The sequence below is a fragment of the Streptomyces sp. NPDC046303 genome (genome assembly GCF_055588085.1).
In genome coordinates, this window is sequence record NZ_JBVJFA010000014.1 from 18,369 (window position 1) to 45,207 (window position 26,839).

The 26,839-nt window shown below is 71.0% G+C and carries 26 protein-coding genes and 1 tRNA gene; 12 read left to right on the forward strand and 15 right to left on the reverse strand.

Annotated elements, in window-relative coordinates:
- Together ACZ6I1_RS16500 and ACZ6I1_RS16505 are read left to right on the forward strand one after the other, a co-directional pair.
- Complete coding sequence (locus tag ACZ6I1_RS16500; protein WP_469287685.1) at positions 1-633, forward strand: DedA family protein; 633 nt, start codon at positions 1-3, stop codon at positions 631-633.
- 169 nt (positions 634-802) lie between these two features.
- Complete coding sequence (locus ACZ6I1_RS16505; RefSeq protein ID WP_469287687.1) at positions 803-1,318, forward strand: hypothetical protein; 516 nt, start codon at positions 803-805, stop codon at positions 1,316-1,318.
- A gap of 33 nt (positions 1,319-1,351) precedes the next feature.
- Here ACZ6I1_RS16505 and ACZ6I1_RS16510 read toward each other — a convergent pair whose 3' ends face one another.
- The 3 genes from ACZ6I1_RS16510 to ACZ6I1_RS16520 form a co-directional block, all read right to left on the reverse strand.
- The gene (locus tag ACZ6I1_RS16510) at positions 1,352-1,576 is read right to left on the reverse strand and encodes a DUF2277 domain-containing protein (RefSeq protein ID WP_469287689.1); all 225 of its coding nucleotides are present in this window, start codon (positions 1,574-1,576) and stop codon (positions 1,352-1,354) included.
- Between the two features lie 147 nt (positions 1,577-1,723).
- Complete coding sequence (locus ACZ6I1_RS16515) at positions 1,724-1,963, reverse strand: hypothetical protein (protein WP_469287691.1); 240 nt, start codon at positions 1,961-1,963, stop codon at positions 1,724-1,726.
- A 968-nt stretch (positions 1,964-2,931) separates the two neighbouring features.
- Entirely contained in the window at positions 2,932-3,993 is a 1,062-nt protein-coding gene (locus ACZ6I1_RS16520) for an HNH endonuclease (RefSeq protein ID WP_469287693.1), read from the reverse strand.
- Between the two features lie 296 nt (positions 3,994-4,289).
- Here ACZ6I1_RS16520 and ACZ6I1_RS16525 point away from each other — a divergent pair, with 296 nt between their 5' ends.
- Positions 4,290-4,763 (forward strand): hypothetical protein, encoded by a 474-nt coding sequence (locus tag ACZ6I1_RS16525; protein ID WP_469287695.1) that lies wholly within the window; start codon positions 4,290-4,292, stop codon positions 4,761-4,763.
- Between the two features lie 815 nt (positions 4,764-5,578).
- On the opposite strand, the gene ACZ6I1_RS16530 is transcribed toward ACZ6I1_RS16525, so the two are convergent.
- Positions 5,579-5,653: transfer RNA gene (locus tag ACZ6I1_RS16530), tRNA-Val, on the reverse strand.
- Between the two features lie 105 nt (positions 5,654-5,758).
- Between ACZ6I1_RS16530 and ACZ6I1_RS16535 the strand changes: the two genes are divergently transcribed.
- The 3 genes from ACZ6I1_RS16535 (at position 5,759) to ACZ6I1_RS16545 (ending at position 8,205) form a co-directional block, all read left to right on the forward strand.
- Positions 5,759-7,003, forward strand: coding sequence for a hypothetical protein (locus ACZ6I1_RS16535; RefSeq protein WP_469287697.1), 1,245 nt, complete (start codon positions 5,759-5,761; stop codon positions 7,001-7,003).
- Between the two features lie 167 nt (positions 7,004-7,170).
- Positions 7,171-7,899: a DUF4383 domain-containing protein gene (locus ACZ6I1_RS16540; protein ID WP_469287699.1), complete on the forward strand. Its 729-nt coding sequence runs from the start codon at positions 7,171-7,173 to the stop codon at positions 7,897-7,899.
- A 72-nt stretch (positions 7,900-7,971) separates the two neighbouring features.
- Positions 7,972-8,205: an FmdB family zinc ribbon protein gene (locus tag ACZ6I1_RS16545; protein ID WP_469287701.1), complete on the forward strand. Its 234-nt coding sequence runs from the start codon at positions 7,972-7,974 to the stop codon at positions 8,203-8,205.
- A 66-nt stretch (positions 8,206-8,271) separates the two neighbouring features.
- On the opposite strand, the gene ACZ6I1_RS16550 is transcribed toward ACZ6I1_RS16545, so the two are convergent.
- The 4 genes from ACZ6I1_RS16550 to ACZ6I1_RS16565 are packed head-to-tail and all read right to left on the reverse strand — an operon-like array spanning position 8,272 to position 13,490.
- Positions 8,272-8,931 carry an O-methyltransferase gene (locus ACZ6I1_RS16550; RefSeq protein WP_469287703.1) on the reverse strand — a complete coding sequence of 220 codons (660 nt, stop codon included), beginning with the start codon at positions 8,929-8,931 and terminating at the stop codon, positions 8,272-8,274.
- Between the two features lie 4 nt (positions 8,932-8,935).
- Positions 8,936-9,769, reverse strand: a complete 834-nt coding sequence (locus ACZ6I1_RS16555) for an HAD family hydrolase (RefSeq protein WP_469287705.1) — start codon at positions 9,767-9,769, stop codon at positions 8,936-8,938.
- A complete protein-coding gene (locus ACZ6I1_RS16560; RefSeq protein WP_469287970.1) occupies positions 9,766-12,282 on the reverse strand; it encodes a phosphoribosyltransferase in 2,517 nt (838 codons plus the stop codon). Before ACZ6I1_RS16560 ends, ACZ6I1_RS16555 begins: the two co-directional genes overlap by 4 nt.
- 41 nt (positions 12,283-12,323) lie before the next feature.
- Positions 12,324-13,490: an HpcH/HpaI aldolase/citrate lyase family protein gene (locus ACZ6I1_RS16565; RefSeq protein WP_469287707.1), complete on the reverse strand. Its 1,167-nt coding sequence runs from the start codon at positions 13,488-13,490 to the stop codon at positions 12,324-12,326.
- Between the two features lie 194 nt (positions 13,491-13,684).
- Here ACZ6I1_RS16565 and ACZ6I1_RS16570 point away from each other — a divergent pair, with 194 nt between their 5' ends.
- Positions 13,685-14,446, forward strand: a complete 762-nt coding sequence (locus ACZ6I1_RS16570; protein WP_469287709.1) for a TerD family protein — start codon at positions 13,685-13,687, stop codon at positions 14,444-14,446.
- 43 nt (positions 14,447-14,489) lie between these two features.
- On the opposite strand, the gene ACZ6I1_RS16575 is transcribed toward ACZ6I1_RS16570, so the two are convergent.
- The 6 genes from ACZ6I1_RS16575 to ACZ6I1_RS16600 form a co-directional block, all read right to left on the reverse strand.
- On the reverse strand, positions 14,490-15,233 hold the full coding sequence (locus tag ACZ6I1_RS16575) for a TerD family protein (RefSeq protein WP_469287711.1): 744 nt from the start codon (positions 15,231-15,233) through the stop codon (positions 14,490-14,492).
- Positions 15,234-15,356: 123 nt separating this feature from the next.
- Positions 15,357-16,469 (reverse strand): DUF475 domain-containing protein, encoded by a 1,113-nt coding sequence (locus ACZ6I1_RS16580; protein ID WP_469287972.1) that lies wholly within the window; start codon positions 16,467-16,469, stop codon positions 15,357-15,359.
- A 34-nt stretch (positions 16,470-16,503) separates the two neighbouring features.
- Entirely contained in the window at positions 16,504-17,079 is a 576-nt protein-coding gene (locus ACZ6I1_RS16585; RefSeq protein WP_469287713.1) for a TerD family protein, read from the reverse strand.
- A 211-nt stretch (positions 17,080-17,290) separates the two neighbouring features.
- Positions 17,291-17,866 (reverse strand): TerD family protein, encoded by a 576-nt coding sequence (locus ACZ6I1_RS16590; RefSeq protein WP_008739115.1) that lies wholly within the window; start codon positions 17,864-17,866, stop codon positions 17,291-17,293.
- Between the two features lie 102 nt (positions 17,867-17,968).
- On the reverse strand, positions 17,969-18,427 hold the full coding sequence (locus ACZ6I1_RS16595; protein WP_469287715.1) for a peroxiredoxin: 459 nt from the start codon (positions 18,425-18,427) through the stop codon (positions 17,969-17,971).
- 160 nt (positions 18,428-18,587) lie between these two features.
- Complete coding sequence (locus tag ACZ6I1_RS16600) at positions 18,588-19,016, reverse strand: DUF3052 domain-containing protein (protein ID WP_069920150.1); 429 nt, start codon at positions 19,014-19,016, stop codon at positions 18,588-18,590.
- A 473-nt stretch (positions 19,017-19,489) separates the two neighbouring features.
- On the opposite strand from ACZ6I1_RS16600, the gene aceE reads away from it, so the two are divergent.
- On the forward strand, positions 19,490-22,222 hold the full coding sequence (gene aceE, locus ACZ6I1_RS16605) for a pyruvate dehydrogenase (acetyl-transferring), homodimeric type (protein WP_469287717.1): 2,733 nt from the start codon (positions 19,490-19,492) through the stop codon (positions 22,220-22,222).
- 93 nt (positions 22,223-22,315) lie between these two features.
- A complete protein-coding gene (locus ACZ6I1_RS16610) occupies positions 22,316-23,167 on the forward strand; it encodes an ion channel (RefSeq protein ID WP_469287719.1) in 852 nt (283 codons plus the stop codon).
- Here the strand turns inward: ACZ6I1_RS16610 and ACZ6I1_RS16615 are convergent.
- The gene (locus ACZ6I1_RS16615; RefSeq protein WP_469287721.1) at positions 23,148-23,528 is read right to left on the reverse strand and encodes a peptidase inhibitor family I36 protein; all 381 of its coding nucleotides are present in this window, start codon (positions 23,526-23,528) and stop codon (positions 23,148-23,150) included. The two genes, ACZ6I1_RS16610 and ACZ6I1_RS16615, sit on opposite strands and share 20 nt — an antisense overlap.
- A 324-nt stretch (positions 23,529-23,852) precedes the next feature.
- Here ACZ6I1_RS16615 and ACZ6I1_RS16620 point away from each other — a divergent pair, with 324 nt between their 5' ends.
- From ACZ6I1_RS16620 to ACZ6I1_RS16630, 3 genes are all read left to right on the forward strand, one after another.
- A complete protein-coding gene (locus ACZ6I1_RS16620) occupies positions 23,853-24,551 on the forward strand; it encodes a TetR/AcrR family transcriptional regulator (protein ID WP_469287723.1) in 699 nt (232 codons plus the stop codon).
- Positions 24,552-24,738: 187 nt separating this feature from the next.
- Positions 24,739-25,878 (forward strand): alpha/beta hydrolase, encoded by a 1,140-nt coding sequence (locus ACZ6I1_RS16625; RefSeq protein WP_469287974.1) that lies wholly within the window; start codon positions 24,739-24,741, stop codon positions 25,876-25,878.
- Between the two features lie 75 nt (positions 25,879-25,953).
- The gene (locus ACZ6I1_RS16630) at positions 25,954-26,808 is read left to right on the forward strand and encodes a DUF4429 domain-containing protein (RefSeq protein ID WP_469287725.1); all 855 of its coding nucleotides are present in this window, start codon (positions 25,954-25,956) and stop codon (positions 26,806-26,808) included.
- Positions 26,809-26,839: the final 31 nt, after the last annotated feature.

Here is a 26,839-nt window from a genome sequence, read left to right on the forward strand (position 1 = left end):
TTGTTTGAGACTCTGGGGTCGCTGACCGCGAGCCCATGGATCTACGCCGTGGTGGCGGTGTCCGTCGTACTGGACGTCTTCCTTCCGGTGCTGCCGAGCGGCGTTCTGGTGATCACCGCTGCGGCGGCGGCCGCGGCTGCCGGGGCGGCGGGGCCGGTTCCCGTACCGGCGCAGGTGCCGGACATCCTGGCCCTGCTCGTGATCGCCACGACCGCCTCGGTGCTGGGGGACATGGCCGCGTACCGGCTGGGCCGGCGCGGCGGGGCCCGCCTGGACCGGGCCATCGCCCGTTCCCGCCGGCTGACCCGGGCGCACGAGCGCCTCGGCACGGCGCTCGCCCGGGGCGGCGGCGCCCTGGTGGTGATCGCACGCTTCGCCCCGGCGGGGCGTTCGGTGGTGTCGCTGGGCGCGGGGAAGACGCACCGCAAGGTGAAGGAGTTCCTGCCCTGGTCGATGCTGGCGGGCATGGCCTGGGCGGGCTACAGCGTGGCTCTGGGCTATTTCGGTACCCAGTGGCTCGGTACCCAGTGGCTCGGTACCGCGGTCTCCGTCATCGCCCTGTTCGCCGCGGGCGCCCTGGCGGCCTTCCTGGTGCGTCGTCCGGCTGCGCCGACGGCGGCACCGGCGGCGTAGGGAACCGCCCCGACGGCTCCCCCGGGCGGAGCAGTGGCTCACCCGTTCACCCGGCCCCGATCGCCGCGCCCGGGTTGGGCTCCTAGCGTCCACAGCACGGTGCGCAACCGAATCCGCGTCACATCCGTGCCCTGGCCGCGCCGTTTCGAGGAGCCGAGGAGTTCTCTCCATGCCCGTCAAAGCGCCCGCCACCCCCCGTGTCCTGCCGTCCGCCGCGCCGCGCCGCCTGCTGGCCGTCGCCGCCGCGACCCTGGCCGTCGCCGCCGCCACTCCCGCCGCGATCGCGTATGCCGCTCCCAGCGCCTCCGTCTCCCCCACCACCGTCGCCCCGGGCGGCCGGGTCGCCCTCAACCTCGCGGGCTGCGGCACGAAGGTCGGCCGGGCCACCTCGAGCGCCTTCGGAGAGGCACGCCTGACCCCCGGGAACCTGGAGGCCACCAACCTCTTCGGCAGCGCCACCGTCTACCGCAACGCCGCCCAGGGCACCCACCGGGTCACGTTCGAGTGCGCCCCGGGCGGTGAGCGCGTCACCGTGTCCCTGTACGTCACGCCGGGCGCCGCGCGCGGCGGTACGGGCGGCAGCATGGACTCGGTGAGCCCAGGTCAGATCGCCGTGGGCGGCACCCTCGTCGCGGGTGCGCTCGGCGCCGGGGTGTGGGTCCTGCGGCGCCGCGCGGCCGCCTGACCCCTCACCCGGTCGGGGCGGCCCCGCCGGGGGTCAGGCGGGGGCGGCCTGGCCCCGTACGTGCATTCCGTCGAGGAGCTGGGCAGTGGCCTCGGCGACGGCGTCCACGGCCGCCTCGAACACCTCGCGGTTGTGCGCGGCGGGCACCCGGAAGCCGGACACCTTGCGTACGTACTGCAGCGCGGCGGCGCGGATCTCCTCCTCGGTGGCCTTGTCGGGGATGGCGGGCGGGCGCAGGGTCTTAATGGAGCGGCACATACCCCTACTATCCCGCCAGTGAGCCGCCTCGGCCCCGAAACTCGGGGTCTGCGCCGCCGGGCCGGCCGGCCGGGCCGCTGACCGGCCCGACCGAGCGGATCACGCGGGCCACTCGCCCGTCCCCCGGGTCTCGACGGCATGCGGGCCCTAATAACCCCAGCGCGGCTGACCGCCGTCGTCGCGGCAGTGGATGATGCGCCCGTTCGCGGCGTGCGTGGACCGCCCGACGTCGGCCTTGCGGCAGAACTGGCCCGCGCTGTAGCAGTTCCCGGCGTTGGAAACGATCTCGCACTCGGCGGCCGCAGGCGCGGTAGGCGCCTTCGTCGGCGCCTGGGTGGGGGCCTTGGTCGTGGGCTTCGGCGCGGGCCTGGTGGTGGCCGGGACCACCGGGGCAACGCTGGGCGCTTTCTGGTCGACGGTGGGGGTGGGCGCGGCCGACGGCGTCGGAGTGGGAGTCGCAGTCGGTGTCGGCGAGCCGCTGGCGGCCGGCGCAGCCGAGGTGATGGTCGCCGGCGCCGACACGGCCGGTCCCCCACCCCCGGCAGGCCCACACGCAACGGCAACACCAGCCACCACAAGCGCAACAGCTGCCCGCCGAACGGCCTCCCCCACCCGTCTCCGCCCTCTTCGCCCCTCACACATGCCACTGCTCATCGCTACCCCCACCCAGAAACGGTTCACGGTTCAAACAGGAGCCACATCCTACGAACACCCTTCCGACTCCACCGGGTTTCACCGAAATCGCCCCGCAGAATCCGAAGGCACTCAGTGACCGGTTACCGACCAGTCACCTCCTCGAATTTCGGAGCCCCTTTCCGACGATCAATCGACTACGCACCCTCCCGGTCACCCTGAGCACCTTGGATACCCGACCCGCAAAATGAACAGATGGCGATGTGCGAAAACGATCGCGGAAGCCTCAACCCATTCCAAAAAAGGGCTGGAGCTCATTTCTCAACGCATCATCGCCGCGTCGGACGGGCGGGCGGGCGGGCGGAGAAAGGAGCCACGCCCCGTCCGACGCGCCGCCCGTGACAGGCGACTTGAGGAAGTGCGGAGACCTCACCGCACGAGCCAGAACATCCAGTGCGAAGCAGCCAGGCACCTGGGCCGGATGCCCGGAACACGGGCGGCGCTCCCGGTTCGCTCCCGCGATGGACACAGAAGGCCCCCCGCCATGTCGGCGGGGGGCCTTTGTGCTGGTGGGCGCGGACGGTTTCGAACCGCCGACATCTGCTTTGTAAGCTCGCCCGATGGCGCCTGAGCACCCGAGCGGCCCTGGTGATGGCTGTCGCCCACAGCCCTCCGGGAACTGTCTCTGTGCACCGACGTTGATGTCAGCTGTGGATGTCAGATCACGGGTTCGGCATCTGCTCGTCAGCCGCCCTGCGTGGCCGTGCAATGGCTTCCGCGGCACGCCTGTCAGCTGCATGCTTTCGCTCGATGGACGTCCGCAGCTCCTCAGGGGTCGGCCAGGGCGCCCGGCGGTGGATCATGCGGTGACAGTTGGCGCATATGAGGGCGAGATCGCTGAGCTTAGTCCGCCCCTCGCCCGCTTCGTGCAACGGCACGACGTGATGGCACTCGATGTACCCAGCACCGCGGTCGCCGTAGACCTGCTCGAAGTCGAACCCACACGCCTCACACGCCAGCCGCCCACCGCGCTGAACCACAGAAGCGATCTTTTTCTTCCGCAGGCTCTTGTTCCGCTCACGGGCCTGGTGCCGGCGCATGAGGAGCCGCCCCTCAGGAGCACTGTAGTCGTCGAACTCCTCGTCCTCGGTCGGCCCAAGGTTCTGCAGCTCGCCGGTCGCGATGCCCTGCCGGATGAGCCGAGCGACCTCGGTCATCTCGTCAGGCCGGGCAAGGAACTCCATCAGCACCGCAACGTCGAGGGCGCCGCCGTTCGTGGGCTTGCCCTGGTACTCCGGATGCCGCGTGGCGATGTCGAACGTCTTGCGCGCCACTCCGTTCGGGTTGCGGAACTTCTCGTTGCGCTCTGCGTCGGCGTGGATGGGAAGCAGCTGGAGCAGGCCTGACAGCTCCACTACCCTGGCATCCTGAGCGTCCAGCCCCTTCCAGCCGTTCTCCATCACGAGCTGACAGGCAAGGATGATCTCGTCCCGGGCCCAGTCAGGATTCTTGACGGCTTTGACCTGGAAGCCTGCCCGCTTCAGCCACGCCGCGGCGTGCTCCTTGCCTCCACTGAACTCATCGGGTCTGAGGGCTCGCCCCTGATCCCAATGGTGCGCCACGCCGACTATGGCTTTGGAGTCGTACTCCCGCCCGTCGTGCACCACAACGTATGAGCGAGCCTCGCCGAAGCCGTACTTCGCCAGGAACGCAGCCTGTCCCAACTCGTCGTACTCCGCGATGGCCTTGAGCACGGATCCCTGTGTGATCGCTCCTCTGTGCATGGCGGCAGCGTACGGCCCACCACTGACGTCCACCTGCCACCCGACGCAACCGATGCCGGACAACGTGCGCCTCGTCATGCGCCGTATGCCCTCTTGCGCGGCTCGCACGCAGCCTGCACGGTTTCGTTGAATGCTGCTCGGCACTCAGGTGCCACAAGGGGGAAGGGCGGTAGGTCATGGCAACCATGCCAGGGTGGGCCGAGAAGACCTTCGGCGACGCCGCAGGCCCATTGGCTGGCCTGATCCCCGCCAGCTTGGTTCGAGCCCATGCCCGAGCCCGTAGCGGACACGAGGGAGTGCAGACCCAGACGCTGGAGGCGTACGGACACGGCTTGTACGCCGCGCAGTACGAGGAACTGGAAGTGGGCCTCGCCTCACTCCCAGCGGCCACGCCCGTGCGCTTACAGGGGCGAACGCTCATGATCCTTAGCGACCATGTGATCTATCCGCTCCGCTACGCGAAGAAAGACGTCCCCGTCACAGCGGCACGACTGCGACGCGCCACAGGCTTCCGAGCCGACCTGATACGCCGGCACGGCCCCGAACCCATGCAACAAGCGTTCGACCTGGGCTTCGACGAGTTTGACGACCAAGAACCCCCTCCCGACCTCGCCCTGCTGTCAGAGGACGTCAAGCTCGTGCTCGTCGCCTACGCCTGCTCCATGACTCAGGGCGTCATGCGCATGGAGTGGGGCTCCGCCGAACTGCGCCGCGAGGACCGTTACCTCATCTGGCACCATCACGAGCCACTTCACCTACCGCCGCGGTGAGAACACCCCCTCCAGGCAGGCTTCCTACCGCGTGACGTGACACAGGGTGCGGGCGTATCAGCATGACCTGCCCCTGCTGTCATCCCGTCTGCCGTCGACCCACACAGAGTGATAGCGGGGCAGGCTTCTGGGGCCCAGGTGGAGCGCCCCACTGGACGAACGACCTGGGCCCCAGAAGCCTGGTCTGCTATGGCTTGCCTGGGTCGACGGCAGGCGGGATGACAGCCCCCACCCCCACCACAAACCGGCCCGCAGTCGCACGGCCAGCCCCGGTCATCCCGGAGCCTGAGCGCCCCCGCCGGAGGCATGTCTTTGAGCGGCTGGTGATGGCGGGCCTTGGGGTACCGGTGCTCGGCTCTCGGTGGCCTGGCGCGTTCCGCTGGGGCCTGCGTCAGGGGTTGGGCCTGGTGGTGCTGGGCGGCGTCGTGGTTTCGCTCGGCTCGGGCGTTTGGTGGGCAGGGGCTGGCTTCGTGGGCTCGGGTGCTCAGCCGTACCGCGGTTGTCCCACCATCGAACCCGTGCCGTCTGGCGCGCGGCCGGCGGCTGGGCTGGAGCGGGGCGTAGACAGGAGGCAGGCCCGGGCGACGGGGCGCGCTCGCCGCGCTGTGCGCGGCGGGTGCGTTGATGGAGTAGGGAAACTCTCACCGCACCGTGAGGAGCTGGCCGCCCGTCATGGCTCCGGACGTGCGGCCCGTTCCCGTCCAGGGCGTCCAGGAGCCTGTTGAGGCAGCGCCCCGGCGCCTCTGACTGCACCCGTTGATGTCAAAAGTTGATGCAAAAGACCCCCCGCCATGATCGGCGGGGGGTCTTTTAGCTGGTGGGCGCGGACGGTTTCGAACCGCCGACATCTGCTTTGTAAGAGCAGCGCTCTACCCCTGAGCTACGCACCCGTGGATGAGTGGACAGCCTACATGGCGGGCACACCCCCCATGCAAACCCGTTCCCGTGGGGGAGAATGGTCCGGGGCATTGCGGACGCGGTACGGGAGAGGGATTGTGACAACGGCATCCCGGCGGTGGTTCGGTGGGCGGGACGAGAGTCGGCGGGCCGATGCGCAGGCGGCGAAGGATGCCGCCGCCGCGGCGTTCTACGAGCTGGACAGTGCGCAGCGGGACCTGCGGATTTCGATCGAGACCATCGTCGCGGCCGATGGGTCTCCGGCCGGGCGGCAGGCGAGCGAGGGGTTCGCCGCGCTGGGGCAGCGGATCGACCAGGTCAGCCATGTGTACATCGCGGCCGTGGACGCGCACGACCTGGACCGGGTCGATCTCGAGGCGTCGGCCGCCTCGCGGGCGCGGGAGGAGCTGACCCGGGCTCGGGAGGAGCTGGTACGGGTCAAGGGGGAGCTCGACCGGTTCGCGCAGGGGTTGCAGCCGCTGCTGGACAGGGCCGAGACGCAGCTCGCCCGGGTCGCGCCGGCGCGGGAGCGGGCGAAGGCCGCGCTGCTGGCGGCGAGCGATGCGCTGGATGCCGTACGGGCCAAGGGGATGCGGGCCGATGACCTGGCAGCGCGGCTGGCGGCGCTGGGCCCGGAGCTGACCAAGCTGAACGAGGGCGCGGGCCGGCACGGGGTGCAGGAGACCGTACAGCGTGCCGACCGGATCCTGCGGGACGCGGAGGGCGTGCGGGCGGAGGCGGCGCGGCTGCCGGAGCGGGCGGCGGAGATCGACCGGCGGCTGGTGAGCCTGCGGACGCGGGCCCAGGCGTTGCGCAACCGGGCGGACCGGGTGGATCCGGTGCTCAGTGAGCTGCGCCGCCGGTTCAGCGCGGCGTGCTGGCAGGACCTCCAGCACGTTCCGGACGAGGCGATACGGGATGTGGCGCGGGCCGAGGAGCAGCTCGAGGAGGCCTCGCGGGCCCGGGACGAGCAGCGCTGGGCCGACGTCGGGGTGCTGATCGACGCGGTGCGGGCTTCGCTGGAGGCCACCGACGAGGCGGTGTCGGCGGCGCAGGACCGGCTGACGCGGCTGGAGGATGTGGCGCGGAACCCGCAGGCGGAGGTCGACCGGACCCGGTTCGCGATCCGGGACGCGCAGCGGCTGGCGATGGCGGGGCGCAGTGTGCCCGATCCGCGGCACGCGCGGCCGCTGGACGAGGCGGTGGCCCGGGTGGACCGGGCGATGTCGGGGCTGGAGGGGCGGCATCCGGATTACTGGGCGTTCCTGCTGGAGATGCAGGACGTACGGGTCGCCGTGAACCGCGTGGTGAACGGGATCCGGGCGGAGCGCGGCCAGGCCTGAGTCGGACCGCCGGAGTCAGGGCGCCGGAGTCAGGGCGCCGGGCCGTATCGGGCCGAGCGCAGCAGCCGGGGCCTGGGCGGGACTGCGCGCCCGAGTTGTTCGGGGTTGTCCGCGGGTGGGCATCGGCGGATGCTGGAGGTGCCCGGAACGGAGCAGAGGAGGGCGGTATGGCTGCCCACACGTCCCACTGGCCCCACAGGCAACGCAGGGCCCGCAGGCCCCGGCAACCCTCCGCGCCGCGTGAGTCCTACGCGCCGCATGCGCTCTATGGGTGCACCGAGCCCCATGAGTCCTATGCGCCGTACGTGCCGCATGAGCCCTATGTGACCGAGGCGCAGTCGGACCCCCACCGGAGGCTGCAACGCCTCCTGCATCCCGTCAACGCCCGGCTCGACGAGCACCTGCCCGCCGATCACAAGCTCAGCAAGGTCTACCGGGTCGGCGCCGGACTGACCGGGCTGCTGCTGGTCGTCTTCGGCATCCTGGGGCTCATCGACCGGATCGGGTTCTTCGACACCGGCGGGGACACGGTGCTCGCGCTGAACACCAACGGCGCGCTGAGCGTCCTGTCGATCTGCATCGGCGCGCTGCTGTTCCTCGGGATGGTGATCGGCGGAACGTTCGCCTCCACCCTGAACATCGTGCTCGGCCTGCTGTTCATCGCCAGCGGGTTCGTGAATCTGGCGCTGCTCGACAGCGAGCTGAACTTCCTGGCGTTCAAGATTCCCAACGTGCTGTTCAGCTTCGTCGTCGGCGTGATGCTGATGTGGTTCGGGATGTACGGCCGGGTGGGCAGCGCGCTGCCGCACGACAATCCGTACTGGCAGGCCCGCCACCCCGAGGAAGCCGCCCGGGAGCAGCGGGCGGCGCGGGCACAGGCCCGAGGGCGGATATAGGCCCGAGGACGGATAGAGGCCCGCGCGCCCGCGCCCTCCCGCCGTACGGCCCTGCGCCGTTAACCTGGCCGCATGCCTCGATACGAGTACCGCTGCCGGACCTGCGACGACACCTTCGAGCTGAGCCGGCCGATGGCCGAGTCCTCCGCGCCCGCCGACTGCCCCGCCGGTCACGCCGACACCGTCAAACTGCTGTCGGCCGTCGCCGTCGGCGGCACCAGCAGTGCCCCCGCGCCCGCTCGCGCCATGAGCGGCGGGGGCGGCGGAGGGGGCGGGGGCTGCTGCGGTGGAGGCAGTTGCGGCTAGGCCGGAGCCGCGGCCGGAGCCGGGCCGGGGCCCAGGACGGCCGACGGCCGGCCCGCCGAGCGGGTGCTACCGCTTCCGGGACAGCGTCAGGCCGTCCGAGATCGCCAGCAGTACGGACTCCATGCGCGGATCCGCCGAGACGTGGTCGTTGAACGCGCGGACACCGGCCGCCGAGCCGGTGGCCGACTCGTCGAGGACCGAGCCGTGGAAGAGCGTGTTGTCCGTGACGATCAGGCCGCCCGGGCGCAGCCTCGGCACGAGCTCCTCCCAGTAGGCGATCTGGCTCTCCTTGTCGGCGTCCACGTAGGCCATGTCGATGTGCGGCTCCGCCGGCATGGCGCGCAGGGTGTCCAGTGCCGGGGCGATCCGCAGGTCGATGCGGTCGGCGACGCCCGCCGCCTCCCAGGCCTCCCTGCCGTACGCCGTCCACTCCTCGGAGATGTCGCAGGCGATGATGCGGCCGCCGGCGGGCAGTGCCTGGGCCATCGACAGGGTCGAGAAGCCGGTGAAGGTGCCCACCTCCACGATGTGGCGGGCGCCGGTCAGCCGGACGAGGAAGGCCAGCAGCGGCCCCTGCTCCTCCGCCGACTGCATCCCGGCGACGTCCGGGAACTTCGCGTACGTCGTCTCCACCAGCCCCCGCTGGAACGCGTCCAGCGGGGGGTTGTGGGCGAGCATGTACCGGTAGAGCTCATCAGTGATCTTGGTGCTGTTGCCCTTGGTCATACGGTCAGTCTCGCAACGGTCCGGCCGCCCGTCCGGCCGCTCGTCCAAATGCGCGGACGATTTCCTCGCCCGCCAGCACGCCCGCCGTGGACAGGGCCGACACGTGCGGCGCGTGCCACTGCGCGTCGGCCAGTTCGCCGTGGCCCGGGCGCCACGCCTCGTCCGCCGCGAGCAGCAGGTCGGCGTCCAGGAGGGAGTCTCCGGCGGCGAGGGTCCGGGTGGCGCCCGTACGGCGGGCCACCTCGTGCATCGCCGCGCTCTTGGTCAGCGGGCGCGGCACGGCGTAGATCTTGCGGCCCTGGAGGGACACGGTCCAGCCGCGGGCCTCCGCCCACTCGGCCAGGGCCTTGAGCCATTCGTCGGGGACGAGGGCGCGTTCCACGACGAGGTACGCGAACAGGTCCTCCGCCACCCGTGCCTTGCGCAGCCACGCCGGGTCGGCCGTCGCCAGCAGGTGGGCGTGGACCTCCTCCAGCGTGGCGCACTCCTGCGCCAGGCGGGCGGCGACCTGCCGCCGCCAGTCCCGGTCGGGCGCCCCGTCGACCAGCAGCTGGCCGCCGTTCGCGCAGATCGCGTACGGGGCGGGGCGGCCGGGGAAGCGGATGCGCTGGTACTGCTTGCGGGTCCGCGTCGTCGTCGGGACGAAGACGACCGAGGGGTCGGCCGTCAGTTCCGCCAGCAGTCCCGCCGCCGTCTCCGTCATGTAGGACAGCGGCTTGCTCTCGTGGACCTCGACGCACAGCAGCCGGGGGGCCGCCGGGTCGGGCATGGTCAGGGCGAGGGCCGCCGTCGAGTAGATGAGCGTACGGTCGAGATCACTGGCTACCAGGACAGTCACTTCGAGGCCACAGCCTTTCCGTCGGCGCCGGTGGCGCCGCGCGTGAATCGGGGGTGGATGAGTCCGACGCAGGTGTAGGGCAGTCCGTCGACTTCCTCCACCGGGACCCCGCGCTGCTCGGCGAGCAGGCGTACGTGGTCCAGGTCGGCGCCCGCGCCGCGCTGGGCGAGGATCTTCCACGGCACCCGGCGCAGCAGCACGCGGGTGGTCTCGCCGACTCCGGGCTTGACCAGGTTCACGTCGTGGATGCCGTACTCCTCACTGATCCGCTCGACGGCCGCCCAGCCCTCCCAGGTCGGGGTGCGGTCCGCGGAGAGGAGTTCCTTGACCTCCTCGTCGACGGCGCCGGCCACCTCCTCGAAGTGGGCGGCGACGGTGTCGACGAACGCCGTGGAGACGTCCGCGCCGGCGAGCTCGCGGTAGAACTTCGCGCCGTGGAAGTCGGCGGGCCCGACCAGGTCGGACCTCAGGACGGTACGCGATATGAGGCCGGAGACGGTGGAGTTGAGGCAGGCGGAGGGGATGAGGAAGTCCTCGCGGGTGCCGTAGGTCTGCACGCACGAGCCGGGGTCGGCGAGGACCACGATCTCCGGGTTGAACCCGGGGTACTCGGCGAGGGCGGCCGTCAGCTCGCGCGTGATGGCGCCCTTGCCGGTCCAGCCGTCGACGAAGACGACGTCGGCCGGGTCGTGCCGGGCGGCCAGCCAGCGCAGGGCGTTGGCGTCGATGCCGCGGCCGCGCACGATGGAGACGGCGTAGTGCGGGAGGTCCAGTCCGTGCCGGGCCTGGGCCCAGCGGCGCATCAGGACGCCGACGGGGGTTCCGGCGCGGGCCAGGGAGACCAGCACCGGGGAGGGTGAGCGTTCGGCGAGGACGGTCTCGGTGACCGTGCCGACGGCGCGGGCGATGCGGGCCGCGGAGGCGGTCAGGGCGTTCTGGTACAGCTCCTGGTACTGGGGGGACGGCTGGTACTCGACGGGCAGGGACTCGGCGTAGTGCGCGCCGCCCGCCTGGATCGCCTCCTCGCGCTCCTCGGTCGGGGCCTCCAGCTCGACGTCGGAGAAGTCCTGGAGCAGCCAGCCGACGTCCTCGGCGGCGTACGAGGAGAAGGCGGGCCCGCGCAGGGGCTCATGCCTGATCGGCTCGTGCGGGGTCGGCTCGTGCGGGGTCGGCTCGGTCATGATCGGCTTCTGCTCCTGCCGGTCGGGTACGTAGGACGGTACGGCGGCCAGCAGGACACGGCCGGTGTGCGGGGCGAGGCTCGCGAGCAGTCCGGCGTGCAGCTCGGGGGTGTCGCCGGCCGAGTCGACGACGGCGACGACGGCGTCGAAACCGGCGCCCGCGACGTTGTAGGCGTACCGGTCGCCGGGGCCGTCGGCCGGGGCATCGTGGGCGGGGAAGACGAGCCGGGTGCGGATGGCGTAGCCGGGGTCGTCCACGGCGAGCACGGGTGAGCGGGTGGTGGTGGAGAAGCGGACTTCGCGGGCCGCGCCCGCCTCCTCCAGGGCCTTCGCGAGGCGCAGGGGGGCGTACATCAGCTCTTCGTTGCCGAGTACGAGGACCCGTCCGGGTTCGTCGCCCAGCGCGGCCGAGATCTGGCCGGTGAGGGTGGGCAGCGCCGCCTCCAGGGCTGCGCGGTGGGCTGCCGTGAAGCCGTGCCGGCCTCCGTCGGGGAGACCGGTGGGCCAGTCCAGGGCGATGCGCGTGATCGGCTGCGGGCCGTCCGCTGGGGCTCCGCCCCAGACCCCGCGCCTCACACGCCGGCGAGGCTGAATGTGCCCGGGTTGGTCAGCGGCCTCGTACTGCTCCACCAGGGCCTGCCCCTTGGCGAGGACTCCCTCCGGGAGGGTGACCGTGCCGGAGGCCAGGGCAATGAGGTCGACCCGGGCGCCGAGCTCCGCGGCGAACGCGGTGAGGCGGTCGCGGTCGGCCGGGGAGCGCATGTCGACGAGGGCGACGACCACGTAGTGCGCGCGGGGGTGGCGGGCGTGCAGGTCGCGGATGGTGTTCAGGACCGTGTTGCCGGTGGAGAACTCGTCGTCGACCAGGACCAGCGGGCCGCTGCCCGCGAGCAGCTCGGGGTCCTCGGGCAGCAGCAGGTGCGAGGTGGCGTGCGAGTGCGCCTCCTCGAAGCCGCCGGCGGGCCGCACTCCGGGTACGGGCCGGCGGGTGGAGTGCAGGTAGGGAGCGGCGCCCAGGCCGTCGGCGACGCAGTGGCCGAGCCCGGTGGCCGTCTCGGCGTAGCCCAGGACCACCGCCGAGGCGGCGCCGTCCGCGCCCAGCAGCGTCCGGACGCGCTCGCCGAGCCCGTATCCGGCGGCGTAGACGGTGGCCGGGGACTGCGGGACGTGTTTGCCCAGCACCTGCGAGACCAGCAGGTGCGCCCGCTTGGGGTTGCGCCGCAGCGCGAGCCCGAGCAGCTCCGCCAGCGGCGGCGAGCCCGGCGCACCGGCCTCCTCCAGGCTGACGCCCAGCCGGTCCGCGACCCAGGTTCCCGACCACACTGCTTCGATCGTCTTGCCTTTCCTCGTCGTCGACGCCGTCACCAGGAGATTCACACCTGGAGTCCGGCCGTGAGCAGGTCGACGAAGCCGACCTCCTCCTTCGCCACACCGAAGACCTCCGCGCGCTGCATGGTGCGCTCGGCCCAGGCCCGGTGGGGCTTCACCTCGTTCATTTTGTTCGTATAGGCGGACCGCATGACTCCGCCGCCGCCGCGCTCGGGGCGCAGGATGTCCTCGGCGTCGCAGAACTCCTCGTGGGAGACCACGGACAGGGCGTGGACGGGCGTGACGTGGGCGGGGTGGATGCAGGTCTTGCCGAGGAGCCCGTTGGCCCGGTCGAGTTCGATCTCGCGCAGCAGCCCGTCCAGGTCGTGTTCGATCAGGGCGGTGCGCAGTTCCTCCACGCCCTCCTCGAGGAAGGGGCTGCGGCGCAGCTGCGGTTTGAAGAGGCGCTGCTGGCTGCGGAAGTACTCCCAGACGGGTCCGGTGACGGTGAAGCCGGTGCCGTCGGCGCGGCTGAGGACGTTGACCACGTCGGCGATGACGCCGGCCACGATCTGGACGTCGTAGGCGGTCATGTCGGGGGTGCGGCGCAGGCCGTACGCGGAGCAGAAGTCGGTGACGCCGAGCCGCAGGGCCAGGACCCGCTCGCGGTGGCTGTTGACGGTGCGGGAGATGCCGGCGAGCGTGTCGACGCGGGTTTCGAGGTGGAGCAGGTCCGGGGTCTCCAGGACGGGCATGGCATACAGACGGGAGTGGCCGCCGACGGCTTCCGCCCGGGCCACGGCCTCGAGGAAGGCGGTGCCACTGCTCTCGTTGAATTTGGGAAGTACGAATCCGGACAGCCGGCGCGCGGAGCCGCCGAGCCGGCGCACCAGGTCGGGTATCTGCTCGGGGGTGCGGACGCGGATGAACAGCAGCGGGAGCTCGTCGGTGTCGGCGTCGAGCTCGGTGAACTGCCGGACGAGGTTCTCCTCGGCCCCGGCCACGTCGCCGTCGCTGATGGAATCCTCCAGGCAGAGGACCATGGAGACGACTCCGCGGCCGGCCTGCTTGCGGATGTCGCGGGCGAGCTGGGGGCGGGTGGCCGGGCTGTACAGCGTGGCCCCGAGGGCCGCGGCGAGGGTGCGGGCGGGCGAGGCTCCGGTGAATTCTGCCGGTTCCTGATGGAAGAGGTCCTTACGGACGGTGGGCGATACGTGCCCAAAGTGACGCATGTGCTTCCCCCGTACTGCCTCGGCGGCCCAACTGGCGTGGCCGGTAATAGTACGTACGAACGTGAGTCAAGAGTTCCTCAAGCACATGAAGTTCAGGTAACCCTCTTGCACCATGCCCAGCTCTCGCGTTCGAGACAAGGCCCTACGGGGGGCCGCATTGTCCCGGTCCACCCGGGGAGGGCAGGATGACGTGCATGACGCACGCGATGCAGAAGGGCTCGAACATCCCGGTGACCGCCGCAGCGGTCCGGGCGGTGCTGCGCTGGTCCACCGGCCCGGAGGTGCCCGACGTGGACGCCTCCGCACTGCTCGTGGGCTCCGACGGCCGGGTGCGTTCGGATGAGGACTTCGTTTTCTACAACCAGCCCCGGCACCCCTCGGGGGCGGTCTGGCGGCTGGGCAAGAAGCAGCTCGGCGAGGCCGTCACGGACGCCGTGCAGGCCGACCTGCGGACGGTGACCCCGGCCGTGGACCGGATCCTGGTCGTCGCCTCCGCCGAGGACGTCCCCTTCGAGCGGGTCCGCGACCTGCGGATCCTGCTGTACGACGCCACGGCCGCCGGCGGCTCCGAGCCGCTGGCCTACTTCGACGTGCGGCCCGAGACCGGCGCCGAGACGGCCCTGATCTGCGGGGAGCTGTACCGCCGCGGCGAGGGGTGGAAGTTCCGCGCGCTGGGCGAGGGCTACTCCAACGGGCTGGTGGGGCTCGCCACCGACCACGGGATCTCGGTCGACGAGAACGCCCCCGACCCCGCCGGAAGCCCGGCGGCCGGCAGCCCGGCGGCCGGACCCACCTCGGAGCAGACGGCCGCCATGGCCCCGCCCACCCAGGCCCCGCCGCCCGTCCAGCCCGCCTACGGGTATCCGCAGCCGGTGTCCCCGGCCCCGCTGCCGGGTCCGGGCGGCGACCCGTCCTTCCGGCTGCCGGTGCAGGGCCCGCAGTTCATCCGGCGCTGACGCCGCAGAGGTACCCGGCCCCCGGCCCCGCCCGGGGCTCCGGTCAGGCCTTGGTGCTCTTGTAGCCGCGCCCCCACTGGAGTCCCCAGCCGTACAGCCGGTCGAGCTCGGCCTGGAACCCGTACACGAACTTCACCTCGCGCCGTACGACGAACTCGCCCTTGACGTGTTCGAGGGAGACCACCGCGCAGGAGCGGGCCTGCGGCTGCCGCTCCTCGAGGGGGATCTCGATGCGCGGCCCGGTGACCGGGAACAGCGTGACCATGGCGTGGGTGCGGTCGAAGGCCGGGGTCTGGTCGTAGATGTAGACGAAGACCAGCATCCGCTTGATCTCTTCGGCGTGGTCGAGGTTGACGTAGAGCGTCTCCCCGGACGCCGAGCCGAACCGGTCGTCCCCGCTGAGCTTCACGTACGGCGGGTCGTTGATGTCGCCCAGCAGGTTGCCGAGCGGCTGGACGACGCCCCGGGTGCCGTCGGTCAGCTCGTACAGGCAGCCCATGTCGAGGTCGACGTTGACCATGCCCTGGGTGTGCGCCTGCACCATGTCGGGCTTGAACAGCTTGAACGGATGCCGCAGGAGCCGTCCGCTCTGCCCGTGGCTGCTGCCGCCTATGTCCGAGGTGCGCATGCGCCAGGACAGGTTGACGCGCAGATTGCCGTGGACCGCCCCCTGTTTGGTGAGCGACACCGTCGGGTGCCGCTTGGTCAGCTCGATCGCGTTCGACGAGGCGCTGCCCGACTGGAACTGCACGGCGCGGCTGCCCATGATGCCGTCGAAGAAGCCCATTCCCCTACCCCCCTGTTCCCCTGGTCCCCTGGTCCCTCAATGCCTACGCGAGCGGGGCGGCCCGCCGGGTCCGTGGACCCCGCAGGCCGCCCCGCCATGGAGCGTTCCGCATTACCGCCGCCGTCATGCCTTGGCGGCGGAATCCTCCAGTTCCAGGCGCTTGTTGCGGCGCACCGAGGACCAGAAGGAGGCGGCGATCAGCACCACGCCGATGAGGCCGGTGATGATCTCGCTGATCTCGTGCTGGATGGTGATCAGCAGGATGACCGCGAGCGCGCCGATGGCGTAGTGCGCGCCGTGCTCCAGGTAGACGTAGTCGTCCAGGGTGCCCTGGCGGACCAGGTACACGGTGAGCGAACGGACGTACATGGCGCCGATGCCGAGGCCGAGCGCCATCCAGAAGATGTGGTTGGTGATGGCGAAGGCGCCGATGACCCCGTCGAAGGAGAACGAGGCGTCGAGGACCTCCAGGTAGAGGAAGAGGAAGAACGCGGCCTTGCCGGCCAGGCCGACGGCGGAGACGGGCTTGCCCGCGGCCTTGGCCTTCTCCTCCTCCTCGTGCTCGCGCTCCTCTTCCTCCTCCAGCTTGTTCTCGAAGTACGAGGACAGGCCGCCGACGATGAGGTACGTGATCAGGCCGGCGACGCCGGCGAGCAGCACGGTGGCGGACTTGTCCGCGTGGCCGGTGCTGGTGTGGGCGTTGACGGCGAAGGTCATCGCCGAGACGAGCAGCGCGATCAGGGCGATGCAGACCGACAGCATGTCAACCTTGCCGAGCTTGGCCAGCGGACGCTCCAGCCAGGCGAGCCACTTGTGCTCGCGCTCGTCGAAGATGAAGTCGAGGAAGATCATCAGCAGGAACATGCCACCGAAGGCGGCGATGGCCGGGTGGGCATCAGTGACGAGGGCCTCGTACTGATCGGGGTTGTCCAGCGCCAGCTGGATGGCCTCGATGGGGCCGACCTTGGCACTGATGGCCACGATCGCCACCGGGAAGACCAGCCGCATTCCGAACACGGCGATCAGGATGCCGACGGTGAGGAAGATCTTCTGCCAGAAGGCGTTCATCTTCTTCAGGATTCCGGCATTGACGACCGCGTTGTCGAAGGACAGCGAGATCTCGAGGATCGACAGGATCAGTACGACCCCGAACGCCTCCCACCCCCACTGCCACGCGGCAAAGGCGAGGCCGAGCGCCGTGATGGCGAACGACCAGCCGAAGGTTTTCAGAACCACTGGCACCTGGCACCCCATGCGTCTTGTTGCGGCTTTACGAAACGTTGACCCCGAAGTCTAGAGCGATGCCCCTGAGACCCGACGCGTACCCCTGCCCCACTGCGCGGAACTTCCATTCACCCCCGTACCGGTAGACCTCTCCGAAGATCATCGCGGTCTCGCTGGAGGCGTCCTCGGAGAGGTCGTAGCGGGCCAGTTCCTGGCCGTCCGCCTGGTTCACCACGCGGATGAAGGCGTTGCTGACCTGGCCGAAGCTCTGCCGGCGGGCGTCCGCCTCGTGGATCGAGACGGGGAAGACGATCTTGTCGACGCGGTCCGGCACCTTGCTGAGGTCGATGATGATCGACTCGTCGTCGCCGTCGCCCTCGCCGGTGAGGTTGTCCCCCGTGTGTTCGACGGAGCCCTCGGGGCTCTTGAGGTTGTTGTAGAAGACGAAGTACTCGTCCCCCAGCACCCGGCCGCTGTTGCACAGCAGCGCGCTGGCGTCGAGGTCGAAGTCCGCGCCCGTGGTCGAGCGCGCGTCCCAGCCGAGGCCGATGAGAACCCGGGTCAGGTTCGGTGCGGCCTTGGAGAGGGAGACATTGCCCCCCTTGGCGAGTGTGACGCCCATGTTGTGGTCCTCCCCGGACGACGGTGTGCCTGCGTGACGGTGTGCTGCGCGTGGTGCGTATGGTGCGCGTGGTGCGCTCTGCGTGACGGTGTGCGGTGCCGTGCGGTGCGGCCCGGACCGGGCCGGCCGTGGGACCGGTCCGTACGGGCCGCAAAGCCGGTCCGGCGCCGTACACACAGTGCACGGCGCCGGACGGGTGACAGCTGGTGGCTCAGACGTTGACGCCGAAGTCCTGCGCGATGCCGCGCAGGCCCGAGGCGTAGCCCTGGCCGATGGCGCGGAACTTCCACTCCGCGCCGTTGCGGTACAGCTCGCCGAAGACCATGGCGGTCTCGGTCGAGGCGTCCTCGGAGAGGTCGTAGCGGGCGAGCTCGGTGTTGTCCGCCTGGTTCACCACGCGGATGTACGCGTTGCGCACCTGGCCGAAGCTCTGCTGGCGGCTCTCGGCCTCGTAGATCGAGACCGGGAAGACGATCTTGGCGACATCGGCCGGGACACCGGCGAGGTTCACCTTGATCGCCTCGTCGTCGCCCTCGCCCTCACCGGTGGTGTTGTCACCGGTGTGCTCGACCGAGCCGTCGGGGCTCTTCAGGTTGTTGAAGAAGACGAAGTTCGCGTCGCTGGCGACCTTGCCCTGGTCGTTGGTCAGGATCGCGCTGGCGTCGAGGTCGAAGTCGACCCCGGTGGTGGTGCGAGCATCCCAGCCCAGACCGACGATGACCGCCGTCAGGTTAGGCGCGGCCTTGGTCAGCGAGACGTTGCCGCCCTTGCTGAGGCTGACTCCCACGGGTCCTCCATTGGGTTCTGTGTGGGGCGGTGCCCCGTCGTGCGATTGCTATCGGATCAACGTTTCGATCCTAGTGACGGGTTCCCGTCCCACAGGGGGTTTTCAGAGGCTGTCGAGCGCCTTGATGTACTCGTTGAGGTCACGCGCGTCGGGCAGTCCGTTGACGACAGTCCAGCGCACGACGCCGTCCTTGTCGATGATGAAGGTGCCGCGGACCGCGCAGCCCTTCTCCTCGTCGAAGACCCCGTACGCGCGGGAGGTCTCCCCGTGCGGCCAGAAGTCGGACAGCAGCGGGTAGTCCAGGCCCTCCTGCTCCCCGAAGACCCGCAGGGTCGGCACGGAGTCGTTGGAGACGGCGAGCAGCTGGACCTCGTCGTTCTGGAAGCGCGGCAGCTGGTCGCGCAGCTCGCACAGCTCGCCGGTGCAGACGCCGGTGAAGGCGAACGGGTAGAAGAGCAGCACCACGGCCTTCTCCCCCCGGAAGTCGGAGAGCCGCACGGTGGCGCCGTGGTTGTCCTTGAGCTCGAAGTCCGGGGCCTTGTCGCCGACCTCGATCGCCATCTCTCGCATCCCTTCGTTCCCGCAATTCCTGGATCGCCCGCAGTGGGCCGTTCGGGTGAGGCACAGCCTAGGCGGGGCGGGGCCGGGAACGCACACACCCCGCCGACCGCGGGTCGACGGGGTGTGTGCGTGATGTCCGCTCGGCAGCGGGGCGCGCGGCTTAGCGCTTGGACTTGACGGCCGTCTTGGGCGTCACCAGCTTGGTGGCGGCCCACTCCTTGCCCACGGGAAGACCCTTGGCCAGCGAGAGGCCGGCCGTCTCTGCGGCTTCCTTGATGTCGCTGGCCTCGACGTAGCCGGGGCGGCCCGTCTTGGGGGTCAGCAGCAGGATCAGTGCGCCGTCCTCGATCAGCTCGGTGGCATCGACCAGGGCGTCCGCCAGGTCGCCGTCGTCCTCACGGAACCACAGCAACACGGCGTCCGCGACGTCGTCGTAGTCCTCGTCGACGAGATCGCCGACGAGCTCATCAACGACATCACGGAATTCCTGATCGACGTCGTCGTCGTAGCCGATCTCCTGGACCACCTGTTCGGACTGGAAACCCAGCCGGGCGGCCAGGTTCTCCGCGTGGTCCGCGGTCGCGCTCACGGGGTGCCTCCTGCTCATGTTCGGTGAATGTCTTCGGCGGCGCGCGTACGCGCAGCATTGGACGTAGTCCACACGGGCGCGGCGGATCGCGCAAGTACCCGGCCGCCGAGACCGTCGAAACGGTGACGATTGCGGCCGTCTCGCCGCAACTTTCAGCCTCCCCGTGCGGGGCTCTGGTGATTCATCCCACACCATTGCGGTTCATTCGGCATCATCGGCAACGCCTTGGGACTTTCCTACCTGTTTGAGGGACGAACGTCCTTACGAGTTCCTCCGCGGGGCCTGACCGACTCGCGCGTAAGGTTGCGATTTGGCCGGGGCGCCCTCGGATGGCCCACCCCTGACTTCCCGCCGCCTCCAGGGATTACCCAGCGGTAAAGATGACGATTTCGGCCGGGCGTAAGACCATGGGAGGCGGCGAACCCAAGGCACGACAACCCAAGGCACGACTCCCCCGACAGCGAAGGAACAGCGTGGTTTCCGCATCCGATCGCAATCCGATCATCATTGGCGGCCTGCCCAGTCAGGTCCCGGACTTCGATCCGGAGGAGACGCAGGAGTGGCTCGACTCCCTGGACGCGGCGGTCGACGAGCGGGGCCGTGAGCGTGCCCGTTACCTGATGCTGCGGCTGATCGAGCGGGCCCGCGAGAAGCGCGTGGCCGTGCCCGAGATGCGCAGCACGGACTACGTCAACACGATCGCCACCAAGGACGAGCCGTTCTTCCCCGGCAACGAGGAGATCGAGCGCAAGGTCCTCAACGCCACCCGGTGGAACGCGGCCGTCATGGTCTCGCGCGCCCAGCGCCCGGGCATCGGGGTCGGCGGCCACATCGCGACGTTCGCCTCCTCCGCCTCCCTCTACGACGTGGGGTTCAACCACTTCTTCCGGGGCAAGGACGAGGGCGACGGCGGGGACCAGATCTTCTTCCAGGGCCACGCCTCCCCCGGTATCTACGCGCGCGCCTACCTCCTGGACCGGCTCTCCGAGCAGCAGCTCGACGCGTTCCGGCAGGAGAAGTCGAAGGCCCCGTACGGCCTTTCGAGCTACCCGCACCCGCGGCTGATGCCGGACTTCTGGGAGTTCCCGACCGTCTCGATGGGCCTGGGCCCGCTCGGTGCGATCTACCAGGCCCGGATGAACCGGTACATGGAGGCGCGCGGGATCGCGGACACCTCCAAGTCCCACGTTTGGGCGTATCTCGGCGACGGCGAGATGGACGAGCCGGAATCGCTCGGCCAGCTGTCGATCGCCGCCCGCGAGGGCCTGGACAACCTGACCTTCGTCGTCAACTGCAACCTGCAGCGCCTCGACGGCCCGGTGCGCGGCAACGGCAAGATCATCCAGGAGCTGGAGTCGCAGTTCCGCGGCGCCGGCTGGAACGTCATCAAGCTGATCTGGGACCGCTCCTGGGACCCGCTGCTGGCCCAGGACCGCGACGGCATCCTGGTCAACAAGATGAACACCACCCCCGACGGGCAGTTCCAGACGTACGCCACCGAATCGGGCGCGTACATCCGCGAGCACTTCTTCGGGGACGACCAGCGGCTGCGGGCGATGGTCGAGAACATGACCGACTACCAGATCCAGCACCTGGGCCGCGGCGGGCACGACCACAAGAAGGTCTACGCGGCGTACGCGGCGGCCAAGGCCCACAAGGGCCAGCCGACGGTGATCCTGGCCCAGACGGTCAAGGGCTGGACGCTGGGCCCGAACTTCGAGGGCCGCAACGCGACGCACCAGATGAAGAAGCTGACGGTCGACGACCTCAAGCGCTTCCGCGACCGCCTGCACATCCCGATCACCGACCAGCAGCTGGAGAACGGCGCTCCGCCGTACTACCACCCCGGCCGCAACTCCCCCGAGATCCAGTACATGCACGACCAGCGCAGCTCCCTGGGCGGCTACGTGCCGACCCGTGTGGTGCGCGCCAAGCCGCTGCAGCTGCCGGACGAGAAGACCTACGCGGCCGCCAAGAAGGGCTCGGGCCAGCAGTCGATCGCGACCACGATGGCCTTCGTCCGCATCCTGAAGGACCTGATGCGGGACAAGGAGATCGGCAAGCGCTTCGTGCTGATCGCGCCCGACGAGTACCGCACCTTCGGCATGGACGCGTTCTTCCCGAGCGCCAAGATCTACAACCCGCTGGGTCAGCAGTACGAGGCGGTCGACCGCGACCTGCTGCTCGCGTACAAGGAGTCGCCGACGGGCCAGATGCTGCACGACGGCATCTCGGAGGCGGGCTGCACGGCCTCGCTGATCGCGGCGGGTTCGGCGTACGCCACGCACGGCGAGCCGCTGATCCCGGTGTACGTCTTCTACTCGATGTTCGGTTTCCAGCGCACGGGTGACCAGTTCTGGCAGATGGCCGACCAGCTGGCGCGCGGTTTCGTACTGGGTGCGACCGCCGGCCGGACCACCCTGACGGGTGAGGGGCTCCAGCACGCCGACGGTCACTCCCAGCTGCTGGCGTCCACGAACCCGGGCTGCGTCGCCTACGACCCGGCGTACGGGTACGAGATCGCGCACATCGTCCAGGACGGTCTGCGGCGCATGTACGGCCCGGACGCGGAGGACGTCTTCTACTACCTGACCGTCTACAACGAGCCGATCCAGCACCCGGCCGAGCCGGCGGACGTGGACGTGGACGGGATCCTCAAGGGCATCCACCGGGTGTCGGAGGGCACCTCGGGCACCATCGGGGCGCAGATCATGGCCTCGGGCGTGGCCGTGCCGTGGGCGCTGGAGGCGCAGCGGATCCTCGCGGCGGAATGGGACGTCCGGGCGGACGTCTGGTCGGCGACCTCCTGGAACGAGCTGCGCCGCGAGGCCGTCGAGGCGGAGGAGCACAACCTGCTGCACCCGGAGGAGGAGCAGCGCGTCCCGTACGTGACGCGCAAGCTGTCGGGTGCGCAGGGGCCGTTCGTGGCGGTCTCCGACTGGATGCGGGCGGTGCCGGACCAGATCTCGCGCTGGGTGCCCGGCCCGTACACCTCGCTGGGCGCTGACGGTTTCGGCTTCGCGGACACCCGTGGTGCGGCCCGGCGGTTCTTCCACATCGACGCCCAGTCGGTGGTGCTGGCCACGCTCACCGAGCTGGCCAAGACGGGGCAGATCGACCGGTCGGCGCTGAAGCAGGCCGTGGACCGGTACCAGCTGCTGGACGTCGCGGCGGCCGACCCCGGCGCGGCGGGCGGCGACGCGTAGCCGGTCGCCGGCCGGCCGGTCCGCGAGGGGGCCGAGGTGCCTCCGGCTCTGCCGGGGGCACCTCCGCTTTACGGGTTCCTTACGATGCTCGGCATGAAGGAACCCTCCCGCCAGCTGCTCTGGGAGCGGCGGAGCCAGACCCCGCTGCTCGTCCTCGCCGTCTGCTTCGCCGTCGCGTACGCCGTGCCGATCATCGCCCCCGACGCGAGTGCCCAGGTGCACCGGGCGTGCACGCTCGCGGAGTGGGCGGTGTGGGGGGCCTTCGCCCTCGACTACCTGGTCCGGCTGGGTCTCGCGAGCGACCGCCGGCACTTCGTACGGACGCACTGGCTGGACCTGTGCGCCGTGGTGCTGCCGCTGGTGCAGCCCCTGCGGCTGCTGCGGCTGTTGTCGACACTGCTGCTGGTGGGCCGGCGGGCCCGGATGGCTCCGCAGGTCCGGCTGACGACCTATGTGGCCGGAGCCGTCGTGGGGCTGCTCATGTTCGGCTCCCTCGCGGTGCTGAGCGTGGAGCGGGACGCCCCGGGCGGCAACATCAAGAACCTGGGCGACGCGGTGTGGTGGTCCTTCACCACCATGACGACGGTCGGGTACGGCGACCACTCCCCCACCACCGGCCTCGGCCGGGTGCTGGCCGTCGGGCTGATGCTGTCCGGGATCGCCCTGCTCGGTGTGGTGACCGCGAACATCGCCGCCTGGTTCATCGCCCGCTTCGAGCGGGACGACCAGGTGGAGCGGCTCCAGCTGGCGGCCGTACGGGAACTCCACGCGGAGGTACGGGCGCTGCGCGCCGAGGTGGCCCGGCTGGGCGGCGCTCAGGCCGGGCAGCCCGGGGCCCCGGCGCCGCGCGAGGCGGTGGCAGGGCCCCCGGACCGGCCGCAGGGCCCGGCCGTGGTGCCCGTAGCGCCCGTAGCGCCCGTGGTGCCTAGTTCTCCCACACCTTGAACGCCCTTACCTGGTAGGGCGACTGGGGCAGCCAGACTCCGTCCCCCGGGTAGGTCTGGAACTCGCCTGTCTCCGCGCAGACGGCCGACTGGTAGGTGGTGACCGGGCGCCCGGTGCGGTTGACGAGCGACTGCGCGCTGGTTCCCTCGGGCAGCGCGGTGCAGCTGTTGATGTCCACGGTGCTCAGTTCGCGGACGTGCCGGGTGCCTTTGAACTCCGGTTTCGCCCACAGGCACAGCTGCCCGGTGGCGCATGGCCCGAGGGTGGCCGGGCCCGCGGCGTGGGCGGAGCCGGCCGTGCTCGGGATGAGGGCGGTCAGGGCCAGGGCGACGGCGGCGAAAGTGGTGCTCCACGTACGCATGACGGGTCAACTCCTTGTGGACGGGCGGCACCCGGACCGTTTCCGGGGCTCCGCTGACACCACGCTGACCTGCGGATACGGGAGGGCGGAAGGGGGCCCGGCCGGGTCCACCCTGATAGGCGACAGCCCCGCCGGAACCGTCCGGCGGGGCTGTCGTACCTGCGGAGTTGACGCCTCCGGCACGGCCCGCCCGGCCCGTTCCCGGGCGGGGGCGTGTCCCCGAACGAGTTGCCGTCGCTTCACCAACGGCTTAACGGGACGGCCGGTGTGAGGGGGGTCACAGGTAGCCTGACCGCCCACTCGGCGTCAGAGAGGAGCCCCGCGGTGAAGACTGACGAGCGGACGGCACCGGCCGGACCGGCGGTGACGGGACTGCGCGAGCGCAAGAAGCGGCGCACCCGGGACGCGCTGCTGCGCGCCGCCCTGCTGCTCTTCGTCTCCCAGGGGTACGAGGCCACCACCGTCGACGAGATCACCGACACCGTGCACGTCTCGCAGCGGACCTTCTTCCGCTACTTCGCGAACAAGGAAGAGGTCGCGTTCGCCGTCCAGGACCTGGTCGAGTCGCGGTTCTTCGCCGAGCTTCAGGCCCGGCCGGCCGCCGAGGGCCCCCTGGAGGCGATGCGCGGCGCGGTGCTCGCCACCTGGGACACCCTCGAGCAAGCCCTCTGCGACGTGGTCCCCGTCGACCTCTACATGCGCAGCTACCGGCTGATCGAGTCCACCCCGGCCCTGCTCGCCGTGCACCTGCGCCGCTGCACCGGTCTGGAGGAACGGATCTCCGCGCTGGTCGCCGCCCGCGAGGGCCTGGACGTGGACGCCGACCCGCGCCCGCGCGTGGCCGCCGCCGCCTTCTGCGGCGTGATGCGGGTCACGGGGCGGCTGTGGGGGCAGGGCGAGGACACCAGCGTGGCCGCGATCCGGCGGATGACCGAGGCCTATCTGGACCAGATCGGCCCTGCTCTGGCCGGAAACTGGCGCCGCGCGCCCACAGGAGAGGGGGCCGGCCCGGCTGACCGTTGATCAGCAACCGCCGCTGCGGCGGCACCCGGACGGCCGTGACACCCGTCACCCTGCGCGCCCCCGCCGGAACCGGTCTCCTAGGCTGGTCCCAGTGAACCTGTCCGGCCATGCCCTTCCCCCCGCCCACGGCGCCGACCCGCGCCCCGCCGCCCTGCGCACCCTGCTCGCGCTCGCGGTGGTCTTCGTCATGCTGGCGACCACCGGCTGGACGGCCGTGCACCGCCCCGAGGGCGGCACCCCGCTGCGCGCCGCCGCCCTCGCCGCCTGGGCCAAGGCCCGCATCGACGGACGGCCGGTTCCGCCCGCGGACGCCCCCGCACGGACGGTGGCCCGCTTCTTCGACGGGCTCGACGCCGCCCAGCGGGCCCGGCTCGCCGACGGCTACCCGCTGGTCGTGGGCAATCTCGACGGGGCGCCCGCCGCCACCCGCTACCGCGCCAACCGGCGCGGCCTGGAGCAGGCCGGGCAGGTCGAGGAAGCCCGCAGCCGCGACGTGGCGCTGGCCCCGGCCGACCGGCTCACGGCCACCCGGCGCTCCCACCGCTTCGCCTCGCTCGCCGAACCCGACCGGCAGATCCTCGCCTTCGACCCCACCGGCGGCGGCCTGGTCGCCGAGGTCTTCGGGGACCTCGACCGGGCCCGCCGGGTGTCGGTGGTCGTCCCCGGCGTCGACACCGACGCGATCACCTTCGAGCGCACGCAGCGCAGGTTCAGCGCCCCGGTCGGCATGGCCCAGTCCCTGTACGACGCCCAGCGCGCGGCCGCCCCGGCCGGCCGGACCGCGGTCATCGCCTGGGCCGGGTACGACGCGCCCACCGGGGTCGGCGTGGACGCCGCGACCGGCCGCATGGCCTTCGACGGCGCCGTCCGGCTGAAGTCGCTGACCACCGCCCTGCCCGGGCGCTCCAGCGTGGCGCTGTTCTGCCACAGCTACGGCTCGGTGGTGTGCGGGGTCGCCGCGCACGAGCTGCCGGACCGGGTGACGGACGTGGTGGTGGCGGGCAGCCCCGGCATGCGTGCTTCGAACGTCGCCGAACTGCGCACCTCGGCCCGGGTGTGGGCCACGCGGGACGAGGGCGACTGGATCGCGGACGTGCCGCACCTGGAGTTCGGCGGGCTGGGCCACGGCGCCGACCCGGTCTCCGCGGAGTTCGGCGCGCGGCTGCTGTCCTCGGCCACCGCCAAGGCCCACACCGGCTATTTCGAGCCAGGGACCGACTCGGTGGACAACTTCGCCAAAATCGGAACCGGCGCATTCGGTTCCGTCGTGTGCGCGACCGGGAACGATGCCTGCCGGGACGGTATTTCGGGCGCGGAGACCGGCTGACGCGCGTAGAGGGCCGGAAACCGGGCCTCGCAGCGAGGGGGACGCGCGAGGGCCCCTCCCTTTACCATGTGGCCCATGGGTGACGTACTGGCCGGAAACCATGCCGTCTGGGAGTTCGACTCGGACTCGGTGCTCATCCGCTTCGCACGGGGGATACGAACGCCGAGGCAGCCGAGGCTCTTCCATGTCCTGGGCTCGCGCCGGATCCCCCTGGAAGCGGTGTCGGGGGTGAGCGTGACCGCCGGGAAGCGGGACACGGTGGTGCTGCGTGTCGTCCCGCGGCCGGGCGCGGATCCGCTGATGGAGGCCGCCGCGGGGCAGCTGAGGGAGGCCTGCGACCCCTACCGGCTGGTGCTGCCGGGCGAACGGGCGCCGTACGCGGCCGCCTTCGCCGACTCGCTGCGCTCCCGGCTCGGTCCGGAGGCCGCCGAGCCCGCCGAGCACTTCCTGGTCGACGTCCCGCAGCCGCCGCTCCAGCTGAAGGCGTACGACGCGCGCGTGGCCTTCGACGGCTCGGCGCTCACCTTCCACTGGTCCCGTACGGGCGCGACCAGCACCAAATGGAAGGCGGGCGACCAGCGTTACCCCCTGGCCGCCCTCACCGGCGTGCAGTGGAGCTCCCCCGACGGCCCCGGCGGGCACCTGCGGCTGCTGCTGCGGGAGCCCCGGCTCACCGGAGCCGACCCCCGCCCCAGCCACGACCTCGCCGCGGCCGTCTTCGGCATGGGGTACGGGGCGGTGCACGAGTCGCTGCCGTTCGCCGCGGCCGTCCTCGCCGCGCTGCGCGGGCGCACGCCGGTCGCGGCCTTCCCCTCGCCCCGGCCGTCCGACGACCGGCTCGAGCACCTGAGCGAGCTGCACTCGGCCGGCCTGCTGACGGACGCGGAGTACGTGACGCTGCGGGACCGGTTCACCGCCGAGCGGCCCTGACCCTGCGGCTCGGCGATCCGCGCTCCGCGCT